Here is a 13,747-nt window from a genome sequence, read left to right as displayed (position 1 = left end):
GCCCGGGCGCGCGGAACGGCGTCAGCCGTTGATGTAGGCCTCGAGCTGGGAACGGTGGCTCTCCAGCTCGTCGAGGCGGGTCTTGACGACGTCGCCGATGCTGACGATCCCCGTCAGCCTCCCCTCCTCGAGCACCGGGAGGTGGCGGATGCGCCGCTCGGTCATCACGGCCCCGAGCGAGTCGACCTCGTCGTCGGGACCGCAGGTGGTGACCGGGCCGGTCATGAGCGTCGAGACGGCGTCGGAGAGCACGTCGGCGCCGCGGCGGTGCAGGTGGCGCACCACGTCGCGCTCGGAGGCCATCCCGACGACCGCGCCGCCCGCGTCGACGACCACCGCGGCCCCGACCCCGCGGTCGGCCAGGGCGGCAAGGAGATCGGGCACCGGGGTGTCCGGGGAGACGGTGAGCACGTCGGTGGGCTTGCTGGCGAGCACGTCCCGGATACGCATCGTCGACTCCCTCGTCAGGCGATCCCGATGTGACGACGATCGCATGTCCGGTTCGTCGCGGAAAGGGTTCGTCGCCCGGACGCGGACGATCGCGACCCGGTTAGGGTCGTCGGGGACTCGGGCGGACGGAGGTCGTGGTGGTCGGGATCGTGGAGGTCAGCCCGCGTGACGGGCTGCAGAACGAGAAGGCGCTGCTCGAGACCGACGCGAAGGTCGAGCTCATCACCCAGGCGATCGCGGCGGGCGTGCGGCGGATCGAGTCGGCGTCGTTCGTGCACCCGAAGCTCGTCCCGGCGATGGCCGACGCCGAGGCCGTGATGGAGCGGGTCCCGCGCCCCGAGGGCGTCTCGCACATCGGGCTGGTGCTCAACCGTCGCGGGTTCGACCGGGCCGTCACGGCGGGGGTCGACGAGGTCAACGTCGTGGTCCCCGCCTCCGACGGCTTCGCCAAGGCCAACCAGAACTCCACCACCGAGGCGCTCACCGAGGTCGCCGAGGAGGTCCTGGCCGAGGCGGCGTCGACCGGACTGTTCGCGACGGTGACGATCGCGACGTCGTTCGGCTGTCCCTTCGACGGCGAGGTCGACCCCGACCGCGTCGTGGAGGTCGCGCGCCGTTCCGCGGCGGCGGGCGCGAAGGAGATCGCGATCGCCGACACGATCGGCGTCGGCGTCCCCACGCAGGTGCGCACCCTGCTCGACGGCGTGCGGTCGGTGGCCCCCGAGGTGATCACCCGGGCGCACTTCCACAACACCCGCAACACCGGCTTCGCGAACGCCATCGCGGCCTACGAGTGGGGCGTCGACTGGCTCGACTCGTCCAACGGCGGGATCGGCGGCTGCCCGTTCGCCCCGGCCGCGACCGGCAACATCGCCACCGAGGACCTCGTCTACCTCCTCGAGCGGATGGGCGCGCCGACCGGCCTGGACCTACCGGCGCTGCTCCCGATCGCGCACTTCCTGTCCGACCAGCTCGGCTACCGGGTGCCGGCGCTGCTGCCGCGGGCGGGGACGTTCCCGGGCTGAGGTTCGCGAGCTGACGTTCCCGAGCTGGGCCCGCGCCGATGGGCGAGGATGTGGGTCATGGCCGACACCGGAGCCACCGCTCCCGATCCCCTCGACACGAACACCGGCGGCAGCGCGCTGATCCAGCGGGCGTACACCCTCACCGGGCCCGACGAGGCCCGGGCGCTGTACGACGAGTGGGCGGACAGCTACGACGAGGACCTGAACGACGCCAGCCAGGGCTACGTCGGGCCGCGCCTCGCGGCGGAGACCGTCGCCCGGGTGGCGGGCACCGACGGTGAGATCCTCGACGCCGGGTGCGGCACGGGGCTCGTCGGGATCGAGCTCGCCGCGCTGGGGGCGACCACGATCGACGGCGTCGACCTGTCGCCCGGCATGCTGGCCCGGGCCAAGGCGACCGGGGCCTACCGCCGGCTCGCCCCGGCCGACCTCTCCCGCCCCCTGCCCGCGCCGGCCGACTCCTACGACGTGGTGGTCTGCGTCGGCACGCTCACCCACGGGCACGTCGGGCCGCACGCGTTCGGCGAGTTCGTGCGGCTGACCCGCCCGGGCGGGTCGATCGTCGCGACGGTGCTCGACGACATCTGGGACGCGGGGGGCTACCGCGCCGAGGTCGACCGGCTCGAGCAGATGGCGATGGTCGAGGTGGTGTCGACCGACGTGGTCGACTATCGCCGCTCGGCCGACGTCCACGCCCGCATGGTCGCGCTGCGGGTGGCCTGACCCCGCGGAGCGAACGGCACTCTCGCTGCTTCTATGTGCGCGAGAGTGCCGTTCGCTCCAGCCCGGGGAATCAGTCCAGGTCGACCGTGAGCTCGGCCCCGGTCTTCTCGCGGACCTCGTCCTCGGTGACGCCGTCGGCGAGCTCGCGCAGCACCAGGCCCGCCTCGGTGACGTCGATGACCGCGATGTCGGTGATGATCCGCTGCACCACGCCCTGCCCGGTCAGCGGCAGGTCGCACTTCTCGACGATCTTGTGGGTGCCGTCCTTCGCGACGTGCTCCATGAGCACGATGACGGTCTTGGCGCCGTGGACGAGGTCCATCGCGCCGCCCATGCCCTTGACCATCTTGCCGGGGATCATCCAGTTGGCGATGTCGCCGGTCTGGGAGACCTGCATGGCGCCGAGGATGGCGGTGTCGACCTTGCCGCCGCGGATCATCCCGAAGCTGAGCGCCGAGTCGAAGAAGCTCGCCCCGGGCAGCGTCGTGACGGTCTCCTTGCCGGCGTTGATGAGGTCGGGGTCGACGTCGGCGTCGTTCGGGTACGGCCCGACGCCGAGCAGCCCGTTCTCGGAGTGCAGCACCATGCCGACGCCCTCGGGGACGTAGTTCGGTACGAGGGTGGGCAGGCCGATCCCGAGGTTGACGTAGGAGCCGTCGTGGAGTTCCTTCGCCGCGCGGGCGGCCATCTGCTCGCGGGTGAGGCTCATCGGTTCATCGTCTCCTGGGTCGTGCGCTTCTCGATGTGCTTGCGCTGGACTTCCTCGGCGGTCAGGGCGACGACCCGGTGGACGAAGATGCCGGGCAGGTGCACGTCGTCGGGCTCGATCTCGCCGGGCTCGACGAGCTCCTCGACCTCGGCGATCGCGATCCGGCCGGCCATCGCGCAGAGCGGGTTGAAGTTGCGCGCCGACTTGTTGAACACGAGATTGCCGTGCCGGTCACCCTTCGCGGCCCGCACCAGCGACACGTCGATGTCGAGCGCGGTCTCGAGCACGTAGGGCTTGCGCAGCCGCGTGCCGTCGGCCTGGGTGACCTCGAACTCGCGGACCTCCTTGGCCGGCGAGGTGGCGATGATGTTGCCCTCGGCGTCGTAGCGCCACGGCAGCCCGCCGTCGGCGATCATCGTGCCCACGCCGGCGGGGGTGTAGAAGCCCGGGATGCCGGTGCCCGCGGCGCGCAGGCGCTCGGCCAGCGTGCCCTGCGGGTTGAGCTCCACCTCGATCTCGCCGCCCAGGTACTGGCGGGCGAACTCCTTGTTCTCCCCGATGTAGGACGCGGTGACCCGGGAGATGCGGTGCTGCTCGAGCAGCACACCGAGGCCCCAGCCGTCGACGCCGCAGTTGTTCGAGGCGACCTTGAGGTCGTCGGCGTCGGTCCGGTTCAGGGCGTCGATCAGGACGATCGGCACCCCCGAGAGCCCGAAGCCCCCGACGGCGAGGGACGCGCCGCTCGCGATCTCGGCCACCGCCTCGTCGGCCGACGCCCAGACCTTGTCGATCTCGCTCATGCAGTGGTTCCTTTCAGGAGCTCGGCCAGGAGGGGGGTGACGACCTCGGCCCGCTGGTAGGAGGCGAGGTGGGCGGCGTGCTCGAGGACCTCGAGGCGCGCGCCGGGGATGCCGTCGGCGAGCACGTGCCCGTGGGCCGGCGGGGTCGCCGGGTCCTGCGCCCCCGAGATGACCAGGGTGGGTGCCGTGATCGACGCCAGCCGCGAGGTCGAGTCCCACGCGACGATGGCCTCGCAGCACCCCGCGTAGCCCTCGTCCGGGGTCGCCGCGATCATGTCGCGCATCGTCGTGCGGGTCGCGGGGTCGATGTCGTCGGTGAACCAGCGCGACACGACCGCATCCGCGATCGCGGCGACGCCGTCGGTGCGCGCGGTCTCGGCGCGCTCGACGAACGAGTCGAGGTTGTCGAACTGCGCGGAGGTGCAGACCAGCGCCAGGGCGCTCACCCGCTCCGGGACGCGCAGGGCGATCGCCTGGGCCATGGCGCCGCCGAGCGACACGCCGGCGAAGGCGGCCACGTCGACGTCGAGGTGGTCGAGGGTCTCGAGGACGTCGTCGCCGAGGTCCTCGACGAAGTAGGGGCCGTCGGGCACGGGGGAGCCGCCGTGGCCGCGGGTGTCCATGGTCAGCACCCGGTACTCACCGGCCAGCTCACGACGCTGGGGGGCCCACATGTCGACGGTGGAGCCGAGGGAGCAGAGCAGGACGACGACGGGGGCATCGGACGGACCCTCGTCGACCACATGGAGACGCACGGGCCCCACCCTCTCTCATGACCCGCCGGTACGACACGGGGAGTTCCGGTGGTCGGCAGGTCAGTCGAGCTTCGAGGGGTGGCGCGTGAGCGCGGTCACCTCGATCTGCATGTAGGGGAAGAGGGGCAGGCTCGAGAGCAGCTCGTGGAGCTCGTCGCCGGAGGCCACGTCGAAGCGGCTGTAGTTCGCGTACTGCCCGACGATGCGCCACAGCTCCGGCCAGCGGCCCGACCGCTGGATCTCGAGGGCGCGCTCGCGCTCCCGGGCGCGCAGGTCGTCGGCCACCTCCTGGCTCATGTCGTGGGGGAGGCGGACGTCCATCCGGACGAGGAACTGCACGGTCACTCCTGGGTCGGTCACGCGAGGCGGTAGTGGGCGAGCTTGTCGGGGTCGATCGTCGCGCCGAGACCGGGGGCCTGGCGGGCGGCGATCCGGCCGTCGGCGATCACCGGCGGGTCGACGAGGACGTCGTCGGCCATGAGCAGGTAGTTGGTGACCTCGACGGGGTGGCGGGCCAGCGCGCGCAGTCCGCAGCCGAGCGCCACCGACGCGACCGTGCCGATCATCCCGTCGATCTGGTTGCCGATCACCGTGGTCACGCCCAGCCCCTCGCAGAGCCCGACGATCTTCGCGGAGTCGGTGAAGCCGGTGCGGGCGACCTTGACGCTGATCGCCTCGGAGTCGCCGTCGAGCAGCGAGCGGGCCACCCCGCCCAGGGTGATCGTCGACTCGTCGCCGACCACCGGGATGGGGCTGGCCGCGACGATGCGGCGGCGGCCGAGGACGTCGTCGGCCGGGTTGGGCTCCTCGAGCATCGACACGCCGTGGTCGGCGAGCCGCCGGGACGCGACGATGGCCGTGTCGGCGTCCCAGCCCCGGTTCGCGTCGGCGTAGAGCTCGACGTGCTCGCCCAGCTCGGCGCGCAGTGCCCGGACGGCCGCCAGGTCGACGCCCAGCTCGCGGCCCACCTTGATCTTGAAGGCGTCGACGCCGTGCTCGTCGCGCATCCCCGCGGCGTCGGCGACCATCTCCTTCGGCGTGCCCAGCCCGATCATGTGCGCGGCGCGGACCTCGTCGGCGGCGTGCCCGAGCAGCACGTGTACCGGCTGCCCGCAGGCCTGCCCGGCGAGGTCCCACAGGGCGGTGTCGACGGCACCCTTCGCGGCGTTGTTGGCGACGGTCCGCCCCAGGTCGGCGCGGATGCGCTCGCGGGCGAACGGGTCGGCCCCGACGAGCACCGGGGTGAACAGGTCGCGGACCGCCGCCACGACCGACGCGGCCGTCTCGCCGTAGGTGTAGGGCCGCGGCGGGGCCTCGCCCACCCCGACGAGGCCGTCGTCGGTGGTGATCCGGACGAGCACGTGGTCGGCGGCGGTGACCTTGCCGCTCGCGAACGCGAAGGGGCGGCGGTAGGGGATGGCGAGGGGGATGGCCTCGACCGAGCGGATCTTCATGGCTGTGCCACCTTCATGCTGGGGCTCCACTCGTGAGGACGGTGAGGGCGCGTCCGAGGGCGGGGGAGGGGTCGTCGCGGCGCCAGGCCAGGGCGACGTCGGCGGTGACCGGCGGGGGGTCGCGCAGCTCGAGGTAGCGCACGCCCGCCACGACGACGGCGAGCACCGACTCCGGCAGCAGCGCCACCCCCAGCCCGGCGGCGACCAGCGCCAGGACGATCGAGGTCTGGTCGGCCTCGTGGGTGTGCCGCGGGACGAAGCCCGCCGCCCGGCACGCCCGGTCGGCGGCGGCGCCGACCACCGAGCCGGGCGCGGAGTAGACGACGAAGTCGTGCTCGGCGAGCGTGGCGAGGTCGACCGGGTCGTCGGCCGCCATGGTCTCCGGGACCGCCAGCACCAGCCGTTCCCTGGCGAGCAGGTGGGTCGCGAGCGACTCGTCGCGCACCGGCGGGCGGAGCACGGCGAGGTCGATCCGGTGGTCGGCGAGGGCCGACTCCAGGGCAGGCGTGAGCATCTCGGTGCGGAAGGTGAGGAACAGCCCCGGCAGCTCCTGCTTCAGCCGGCGGACGAGACCGGGCACGTGGCGGTAGGTGGCCAGCGCCGTGGTCCCGATCCGCAGCGACCCGAGGTCACCGGCGGCCACCCGGGACACCTGGTCCCGCGCGGCCGCCACCGACTCGAGGATGCGGACCGCCTCCGGCAGCAGCGCCTCCCCGGCGGCCGTGAGGTCGACCCGGCGCGTGGTCCGCTCGAACAGCGGCGTGCCGAGGTGCGACTCCAGCTGCCGGATCGCCTGCGACAACGGCGACTGGGCGATGTGCAGCTGCTCGGCCGCCCGCCCGAAGTGCCGCGTGTGCGCCACGGTGACGAAGTAGCGCAGCTGCCGGACCTCCATCGCCTACTGCGCCTCGCTGGTCGAGCTCCGCTGCCCTATCGGCGTGCTGTCCTGGATCCTGTCTCCCTCCGCCTCCAGCACGAAGTCCCGGTCGGACCGCACCTCGTCGCCGTTGCCGGTGGGCTGCGGGTCGAGGGTGAGCTCCGGCTTGTCGGCCGAGGCGACGTCGTGGCCGAGGTAGGGGTCGCCGGTGAAGAAGAGCTGGGTCGTGAGCGTCCGGTGCCCGGGTGCGGTGACCAGCAGGTGGATGTGCGCCGGGCGCCACGGGCTCCAGCCCGCCGCGAGGGTCATCTGCCCCGTGGGCCCGTCGAGCGGGATCGTGTACGGCGCGGGCCGGCGGGTGTGGATCTCGTAGCGGCCCTGGTCGTCGCAGGTGACCACGCCGCGCAGGTTCCCGGCCGGCGGCTTCGCGGCGAAGCCGGAGTACCAGCCCTCGTCGTCGGTGTGCCAGATGTCGACCTTCGCGCCGGCCAGCGGCGTGCCGTCGGTGGCGGTGACCTGGCCGGCCAGGATCATCGGGGTGCCGGGCTCGTCGTCGCGCATGGGCAGGGTCGCCGGGGAGTCGAGCTGTGCCTGCCCGTCGAGCCAGAACGGGCCGAGGATGGTGCCGACCGAGCCGTCCTGGGTCTCGGCGGCGACCTTCTCCACCTCGAACTCGAGGTAGACGTCGAGGAACAGCGGCCACTCGCCGGTGTCGGAGACGCTGATCAGCCAGCGCTTGAAGGCGTCGAACTCCTCGTAGGTCACCTTGTGCTCGCGGATCGCCGAGCGGATGCCCTCGAGGGCGGCCCCGACGACGGTGGCGACGCGGGCCTCGTCGGCACCCCCGCCCGCGGTGCGGAAGGTGGCCGCGCCGGAGCGGGCGATGTCGGTGGCGTGGCTGCCGGCGGTGACGGCATCGGACACGGACTGGCTCTCGGTGGTGGTCATGCGTGGTCCTCAGGTCGTGGTGGTGGCGGAGTGGTCGTGCACCCAGTCGTTCGCGGGCAGGTAGTTCTCGAAACGGGCGTCGCGGGCCTTCAGGCCGTCGACGTCGTCGTCGGGAAGGTGGAGCAGCGTCCCGGTCTCCCAGGCGCTGGCGGCGACGGCGCGGGTCCGGCCGCGCCGGAGCCGGGGGTAGCGGGCCAGCGCGGCGTCGGCGTCTCCGGCCGCCAGGAGGTCGGCCAGCACCACGGCATCCTCGATCGACTGGTTCGCGCCCTGCCCGTGGTGCGGCAGCATCGCGTGGCAGGCGTCGCCGAGGAGCACGGCACGGCCGCGGGACCAGCGCGTCAGCGGCGGCTGGGAGAGCAGCGGCCAGCGCGGGCTCTGCTCGACGGCGCCCAGCATCTCGACGACCGCGGGGTGCCAGCCCGCGAAGGCCGCGAGCAGCTCACCGTCCGCCGCCGGACGATTGCCCCCGTCCCACTGCTCCGGCCCGCAGAGGACGGCGAAGAAGTTGACCGTGTCGTCGTCGCGCTCGACGCCGCCGAGCGCGTAGTGCAGCAGGTGCGCGTCGGGTCCGGCCCAGAACTGGATGGCCAGCGGGTCGGGCAGGCTCGGCAGGTCCCGACGAGGCACGAGGCCGCGGAACGCGCTGGTGCCGGAGTAGGTCGGGCCCGAGTCCGGGGTCACGTACCCGCGGACGACCGAGTGGACCCCGTCGGCGCCCACGACGACGTCCGCGGTGACGGTCCGGCCGTCGTCGAGGGCGATCGTCCGGCCGTCGTCGTGCACGCCCGTCACGCCGTGCCCGAGGTGCAGGTGCTCCGGCCCGAAGGCTCTCGCGAGTCCCTGCTGCAGGTCGACGCGGTGGATGCCCCAGTAGGGCGCCCCGAAGCGCTCCCGGTAGGCGGCCCCGCCGGGGTGGGCGGCGATCCGCTCGCCCGAGCGCCCGTCGCGGTAGATCAGCTCCGTGGGCATCGTCGAGACCCGGTCGAGGGCCTCCCCGACGCCCAGCCGGATGAGCTCCCGCGAGCCGTTGGCCGACAGCGCCACGGCGGCGCCGACCTCGCGCAGCTCGTCCGCCCGCTCGTAGAGGTCGACCTCGACGCCCCGGGCGTGCAGGGCGAGCCCGAGGGTCAGGCCCCCGATGCCCGCGCCGACCACGCTCACCCGCACGCGACCACCTCCACCTCGACGGCCGCTCGGTCGGGTCCGTCTCGGCTTCGAGCGTGACACAGCTCATCCAGGAGGAAAAAGAGCAGAATGCAGCACGATTGAGATGGTGGAGGTCTCAGAGTCGCCGTGGCCGGGAGATCGGGAAACCCCTAGCGTGGGTGGAGTACGGCATCGACGAGGAGGACGCCCCATGGCGAGCACGGACCCGACGACGATGCGCTCGGTGCTCGGGCACTTCCCGTCGGGCGTGACGATCGTGACCGGGCTGGTCGACGGGGAGCCCGCGGGCTTCACCTGTCAGTCGTTCTCGTCGCTCTCGCTGGACCCGCCGCTCGTGCTGATCCTGCCCGGGCGCGGCTCCTCGTCGTGGCCGAAGATCGAGTCGACGGGGCGCTTCTGCGTCAACGTGCTCGCGCAGGACCAGGGCGAGCTGTCGACGAAGTTCGCGAAGTCGGGCACCGACAAGTTCGCCGGGGTGTCGTGGCGGCCGTCGCCGTCGGGCTCGCCGGTGCTGGCCGGCGCCACCGCGTGGATCGACTGCACCCTGCACGCCTCGCACGACGGCGGTGACCACCTCATCGTCGTCGGGGCGGTGCAGGACCTCGCGGCGGAGGACGAGCTGGCCCCGCTGGTGTTCCACCGGGGCGCGTACGCGCGCACCGACGCCGTCATCTGACGGCTCGGCCGCGCCGTGGCCCTGTCCGCGCGGGTCCGCCGCGGCTACGCGCTGGGCAGCATCGCCACGGGCACCTTCGGCACGGTGCCGGGGCTGTTGCTGCTGCCCTACCTCACCGACACGCTCGGGGTCGCGGCCGCGGCGGCGGGCCTGATCGTGTTCGTGCCCAAGGCGTGGGACGTGGTCCTCAACCCGGTCGCCGGGCGGATCAGCGACCGGCGGGGCGCGCGGCGTCCGTTCCTGCTGCGCGCGGGCGTCGCCCTGGCGGTGACCTTCGCGCTCGTCTTCTCCGGCCCGGCGGGGCCGCCGGCGGTGGCCGCGGTGTGGGTGGTGGTGGCGTTCCTGGCGTGCGCCACCGCGTACGCGTTCTTCCAGGTGCCGTTCAACGCGATGCCCGCCGAGATCACGGCGGACCCGGCGGAGCGCACCCGGATGATGTCGTGGCGCGTCGCGGTGATCGCGGTCGCCATCCTGCTCTCGGGCGGGACGGCGCCCCTGGTCGTGACCGCGCTCGGCCACGCCGCGATGGGGGCCTACGTCGGCGTGCTGCTCCTCGTCGGGACCGTCGGCGCCCACGTCGCGACCCGCGGGGTGGTGGAGGAGCCGGTCGCGGCCCCGGTCGGCACCCTGCGCGAGCAGTTGCGGGTGGTCCTCGCGGTGCCCGACTTCCGGCGGCTGCTCCTCGCCTTCGTCGTGCAGGCGCTCGGGGTGGGGATCCTGCTCGCCGGCGTCGCCTATGTCGCCCGGTACCTGCTCGCCGACCCGGCGGCGGCCTCGCTGCTGTTCGTGGCCTTCGTCGGGCCGGCGCTGCTGGTGAGCCCGCTGTGGGAGCGCTTCTCGGCCCGCCGGGGCAAGCGCGCCGGCTACCTCGCCTCGACGGCGGTGCTCGTCGTCGGGGCGCTGGCCCTGTCCGCGGCGGCCACCGATCTGCCCGGGCTCGCCTACGCCGCCGCGGGACTCGCGGGCATCGGCTACGCCGGCACCCAGCTCAGCCCGCTCGCGATGCTGCCCGACGTCGCCGCCGCCGCGACCCGCGCGACCGGGGTCAACCGCACGGGCGTGTTCACCGGCGTCTGGACCGCCGGCGAGACCCTCGGCCTGGCCCTCGGACCCGGGCTCTACGGGCTCGTCCTGGCGGTCGGGGGCTACGTCGCGTCCGTCGACGGCGGCGCCGTCCAGCCGCCCGGCGCGCTCCTGGCGATCGCGGTCGGCTTCTCCGTGGTGCCGGCGGTGCTCGTCGCCGCGAGCCTCGTGCCGATCACCCGCTACTCGCTCGACCTCACCGGGAGCGCCGATGTCCGACCCTGACGTGCTCGCCCACCTCGAGGCGCTCCGCGCCCACGACCTGCCCACCCACGGCGGGCGGACGCTCGCCTACGTCTACGACTCGGGGCTGGCCGACGCGGACGCCGTCGGCCGGGCTGCCCTCGCGAGCTTCGGCGCCACCAACGGCCTCGACCCCACCGCGTTCCCCAGCCTCGCCGCGATGGAGCGCGACCTGGTCGCCCTCGCCCGGCCGCTGTTCCACGCGCCCGACGGGGCGGTCGGCACCGTCACCTCGGGCGGGACGGAGTCGATCCTGCTGGCGGTGCAGACGGCGCGGGACGCCGCGGCCGTGCAGCGGCCCGCGATGGTCGTCCCGACGACGGCCCACGGCGCGTTCCACAAGGCGGCCCACTACTTCGGGGTGGAGCTCGTCGCCGTCGACGTCGACCCCACGACGATGCGGGCCGTGCCCGCCGCGATGGCGGCGGCCATGGACGCGCTCGCCGACCGGCTGGTGCTCGTGGCGGTCTCGACCCCCTCCTACGCCCACGGGGTGGTCGACCCGGTCGGGCCGGTCGCCGCCGCGGCCGCCGCCCGCGGGGTGCGCTGCCACGTCGACGCGTGCATCGGCGGCTGGGTGCTCCCGTGGAGCCCGTACCCCGACCCCTGGGACTTCGCCGTGCCCGGGGTGACGAGCCTGTCGGCCGACCTGCACAAGTACGCCTACACGCCCAAGGGGGTGTCGCTCCTGCTGCACCGCGACCCCGCCCTGCGGCGGGCGCAGTTCTTCGCCAGCGCCGACTGGCCCGGCTACACGATGCTCAACTCGACCATGCAGTCCACGCGCTCGGGTGGCCCGCTCGCCGCAGCGTGGGCCGTGACCCGGCACATCGGCGACGACGGCTACCGGGTGCTGGTCGACCGGACCCTCGCCGCCACCCGCGAGCTCGCCGACGCGGTCCGGGCCACCGACCACCTGCGCCCGGTCGCCGAGCCCGACGCGTCGCTGCTGGCCGTCGCCACCGACGACGCGCTCGACGTGTTCACCCTCGCCGACGAGCTGTCGTCGCGCGGCTGGTTCGTCCAGCCCCAGATGGCGTTCCGCGACCTGCCCGCCACGCTGCACCTCACCCTGTCCGCGGCCACCGCGGGCGGGCTCGACGACCTCGTCGTGGCCCTGCGGGAGTCGGTCGACGCGGCGGTGGCGGCCGGGCCGGTGGTCGTGGCGCCGGAGCTGCGCGCCGCGGCCGCGTCGCTCGACCCGGCGACCCTCGACGACGCCGCGTTCGACGGGCTCCTCGCCCTCGCCGGGTTGGGGGGTGACGGCACTGTGGCGGTCCCCGAGCGGATGGCCCCGGTCAACGCGCTGCTCGACGCGGCGCCCCCGCGGCTGCGGGAGGCCCTGCTCGTCGCGTTCCTCGACCGGTTGACCCGGTAGGTGCTTGACGGGTCGGGCCGCGCTTCGCTGGGATGGCGCTCAGCGTCGCGTCCGGGCCGGTGTTCCGCCGGCGGATGGAGGCGCCGGAGCCCTGGAGAACCTCCCATGGCTGTCCGTCTCGACCATCTCGCCCTCGCCGCACTCGATGCGCACGAATCCGCCCGCTTCCTCGCCGACGTGCTCGACCTGCCCGCGCCCCGAGTCTCGGGGCCGTTCGTCGCGGTCGACGTCGACGACACCCTGACCATCGACTACGGCGCCCCGCCGTTCGAGTTCCCGGGTCAGCACGTCGCCTTCCTTCTGTCCGAGGAGGAGTTCGACGCCGTGAAGGCCCGGCTCGAGGAGCGCGGCGTGACCTACTATCCCGGGCCCGCCTACCGCGACGCCGGCACGATCAACCACCACGGGGGCGGTCGCGGGCTGTACTTCGACGACCCGGGCGGCCACCACCTCGAGATCATCACCCGGCGCTACGAGGACAGCCCCGGGCGCGACTGATCACGTCCGCCGCAGGCGGATCGGCCCCTTCGCCGTGGAGGGGTCGACCACGTGGCCCTGCTGGGTGATCTCGATCATCCCGGCGTCGACGAGTCGTCGTGCGGCCTTGCGCGACGGCTCCATCAGGTCGCGCCAGCCGTCGCCGCCGACCTGCTTCGCCGCCTCCGACGGGCAGATCGTCTTCCCGGCCGCCCGCTGGTCGAGCAGCTCGACGATCGCTGTCTCGAGCGCCCGGTCGGTGTCGCTCGGCTTGTGGCGCCGGCAGGCGTCGGAGCAGTAGCGGACGTTCTCCCAGTCGCGAGCCCACTTCTTGCGCCACTCGATGCGGCGGCCGCAGGTCGCGCAGGTCTTCTCGTCCACGCCTCCGGTGTACCCGCTCAGAAGGGGGGCTCGTCGGTCTGGCCGGTGAGGGTGGCGGCGCGGTGGCGGAGGTAGGAGGAGGTGTCGAGGGAGGCCCAGGTGGCGATGCCGTGTTTGTTGGGGCGGGGTTCGCCGGGGCGTCCGCGTCGGGGTCGGTACTCGTCGAGGGCGGGTGGGGGCCCGGCGCGCGCGATCGGGTCGCCGAGGGGTTGGTAGCGCTCGGGCTCTCGGACGTGGATCCGGCCGGTGGGGGAGATCCACTCGAAGCGTCCGCGCCGGGTCTGCTGCACGGTCCAGCCGGTGTCGGGGTCGTGCTTGAACCGGTGGTCGCGGCGACACAGCGGGCCGAGGTTCTCGGCGAGGGTGTGGCCGTGGTCGGTGACAGCGAGGGTGTGGTCGGTGTCGCAGCGGGTGGCGTCGAGCGAGCAGCCGGGGGCGCGGCAGGTGCGGTCGCGGGCGGTGACCCAGTCCCGCAGCCGGGTCGACGGGAACCGGTTGCCGGCTTCGGCGTGGGTGCGGGCGGGGTGCTCCTCGGCGGGGCGGGCCCGCTCCTTTGCGAGGGCGCGCAGGACCCGGCGCAGCAGTTCCCGGGCCGGCC

At 73.7% G+C, this 13,747-nt stretch carries 17 protein-coding genes; 6 read left to right on the top strand and 11 right to left on the bottom strand.

The genetic code is table 11. The features are described from left to right. Positions 1-21 precede the first annotated feature (21 nt). Complete coding sequence (locus ACFPBZ_RS23935) at positions 22-450, bottom strand: CBS domain-containing protein (protein WP_378038622.1); 429 nt, start codon at positions 448-450, stop codon at positions 22-24. 137 nt (positions 451-587) lie between these two features. On the opposite strand from ACFPBZ_RS23935, the gene ACFPBZ_RS23930 reads away from it, so the two are divergent. After that, the gene (locus ACFPBZ_RS23930) at positions 588-1,475 is read left to right on the top strand and encodes a hydroxymethylglutaryl-CoA lyase (protein ID WP_378038621.1); all 888 of its coding nucleotides are present in this window, start codon (positions 588-590) and stop codon (positions 1,473-1,475) included. A gap of 57 nt (positions 1,476-1,532) precedes the next feature. After that, the gene (locus ACFPBZ_RS23925) at positions 1,533-2,198 is read left to right on the top strand and encodes a class I SAM-dependent DNA methyltransferase (RefSeq protein ID WP_378038620.1); all 666 of its coding nucleotides are present in this window, start codon (positions 1,533-1,535) and stop codon (positions 2,196-2,198) included. 70 nt (positions 2,199-2,268) lie between these two features. Here ACFPBZ_RS23925 and ACFPBZ_RS23920 read toward each other — a convergent pair whose 3' ends face one another. The 8 genes from ACFPBZ_RS23920 to ACFPBZ_RS23885 are packed head-to-tail and all read right to left on the bottom strand — an operon-like array spanning position 2,269 to position 8,911. Then, complete coding sequence (locus ACFPBZ_RS23920) at positions 2,269-2,907, bottom strand: CoA transferase subunit B (protein WP_378038619.1); 639 nt, start codon at positions 2,905-2,907, stop codon at positions 2,269-2,271. Further along, the gene (locus ACFPBZ_RS23915; RefSeq protein ID WP_378038618.1) at positions 2,904-3,707 is read right to left on the bottom strand and encodes a CoA transferase subunit A; all 804 of its coding nucleotides are present in this window, start codon (positions 3,705-3,707) and stop codon (positions 2,904-2,906) included. The genes ACFPBZ_RS23920 and ACFPBZ_RS23915 overlap by 4 nt, the downstream gene beginning before the upstream one ends. Continuing rightward, positions 3,704-4,462: a 3-oxoadipate enol-lactonase gene (gene pcaD, locus ACFPBZ_RS23910; protein WP_378038617.1), complete on the bottom strand. Its 759-nt coding sequence runs from the start codon at positions 4,460-4,462 to the stop codon at positions 3,704-3,706. Before pcaD ends, ACFPBZ_RS23915 begins: the two co-directional genes overlap by 4 nt. Positions 4,463-4,522: 60 nt before the next feature. Next, positions 4,523-4,801, bottom strand: coding sequence for a muconolactone Delta-isomerase (catC, locus tag ACFPBZ_RS23905; RefSeq protein WP_378038616.1), 279 nt, complete (start codon positions 4,799-4,801; stop codon positions 4,523-4,525). A 17-nt stretch (positions 4,802-4,818) separates the two neighbouring features. After that, positions 4,819-5,916, bottom strand: a complete 1,098-nt coding sequence (locus ACFPBZ_RS23900) for a mandelate racemase/muconate lactonizing enzyme family protein (protein ID WP_378038615.1) — start codon at positions 5,914-5,916, stop codon at positions 4,819-4,821. Between the two features lie 13 nt (positions 5,917-5,929). Next, positions 5,930-6,811 carry a LysR family transcriptional regulator gene (locus ACFPBZ_RS23895; protein WP_378038614.1) on the bottom strand — a complete coding sequence of 294 codons (882 nt, stop codon included), beginning with the start codon at positions 6,809-6,811 and terminating at the stop codon, positions 5,930-5,932. A 3-nt stretch (positions 6,812-6,814) separates the two neighbouring features. Further along, the gene (locus ACFPBZ_RS23890; RefSeq protein WP_378038613.1) at positions 6,815-7,741 is read right to left on the bottom strand and encodes a dioxygenase family protein; all 927 of its coding nucleotides are present in this window, start codon (positions 7,739-7,741) and stop codon (positions 6,815-6,817) included. Between the two features lie 9 nt (positions 7,742-7,750). Continuing rightward, positions 7,751-8,911 (bottom strand): FAD-dependent monooxygenase, encoded by a 1,161-nt coding sequence (locus tag ACFPBZ_RS23885; RefSeq protein WP_378038612.1) that lies wholly within the window; start codon positions 8,909-8,911, stop codon positions 7,751-7,753. A 190-nt stretch (positions 8,912-9,101) separates the two neighbouring features. Here ACFPBZ_RS23885 and ACFPBZ_RS23880 point away from each other — a divergent pair, with 190 nt between their 5' ends. The 4 genes from ACFPBZ_RS23880 to ACFPBZ_RS23865 all read left to right on the top strand — a co-directional run bounded on the left by ACFPBZ_RS23880 (position 9,102) and on the right by ACFPBZ_RS23865 (position 12,789). Further along, positions 9,102-9,587, top strand: coding sequence for a flavin reductase family protein (locus ACFPBZ_RS23880; protein WP_378038611.1), 486 nt, complete (start codon positions 9,102-9,104; stop codon positions 9,585-9,587). Positions 9,588-9,602: 15 nt separating this feature from the next. Then, positions 9,603-10,895, top strand: a complete 1,293-nt coding sequence (locus ACFPBZ_RS23875) for an MFS transporter (protein ID WP_378038610.1) — start codon at positions 9,603-9,605, stop codon at positions 10,893-10,895. Then, the gene (locus ACFPBZ_RS23870; RefSeq protein ID WP_378038609.1) at positions 10,882-12,291 is read left to right on the top strand and encodes a pyridoxal phosphate-dependent decarboxylase family protein; all 1,410 of its coding nucleotides are present in this window, start codon (positions 10,882-10,884) and stop codon (positions 12,289-12,291) included. Before ACFPBZ_RS23875 ends, ACFPBZ_RS23870 begins: the two co-directional genes overlap by 14 nt. A 105-nt stretch (positions 12,292-12,396) precedes the next feature. Further along, positions 12,397-12,789 carry a VOC family protein gene (locus ACFPBZ_RS23865; RefSeq protein ID WP_378038608.1) on the top strand — a complete coding sequence of 131 codons (393 nt, stop codon included), beginning with the start codon at positions 12,397-12,399 and terminating at the stop codon, positions 12,787-12,789. On the opposite strand, the gene ACFPBZ_RS23860 is transcribed toward ACFPBZ_RS23865, so the two are convergent. Together ACFPBZ_RS23860 and ACFPBZ_RS23855 are read right to left on the bottom strand one after the other, a co-directional pair. Then, the gene (locus ACFPBZ_RS23860) at positions 12,790-13,149 is read right to left on the bottom strand and encodes a DUF3253 domain-containing protein (RefSeq protein ID WP_378038607.1); all 360 of its coding nucleotides are present in this window, start codon (positions 13,147-13,149) and stop codon (positions 12,790-12,792) included. 17 nt (positions 13,150-13,166) lie between these two features. Beyond that, positions 13,167-13,747: HNH endonuclease signature motif containing protein (locus ACFPBZ_RS23855; protein ID WP_378038606.1), on the bottom strand; the 581-nt coding region annotated here is incomplete at its 5' end.

The sequence above is a fragment of the Actinomycetospora atypica genome (assembly GCF_042653685.1).
Taxonomy (GTDB): domain Bacteria; phylum Actinomycetota; class Actinomycetes; order Mycobacteriales; family Pseudonocardiaceae; genus Actinomycetospora; species Actinomycetospora atypica.
The sequence above is the reverse complement of the archived record's forward strand: the minus strand, read 5'-3'. Positions and strand labels throughout refer to the sequence as shown.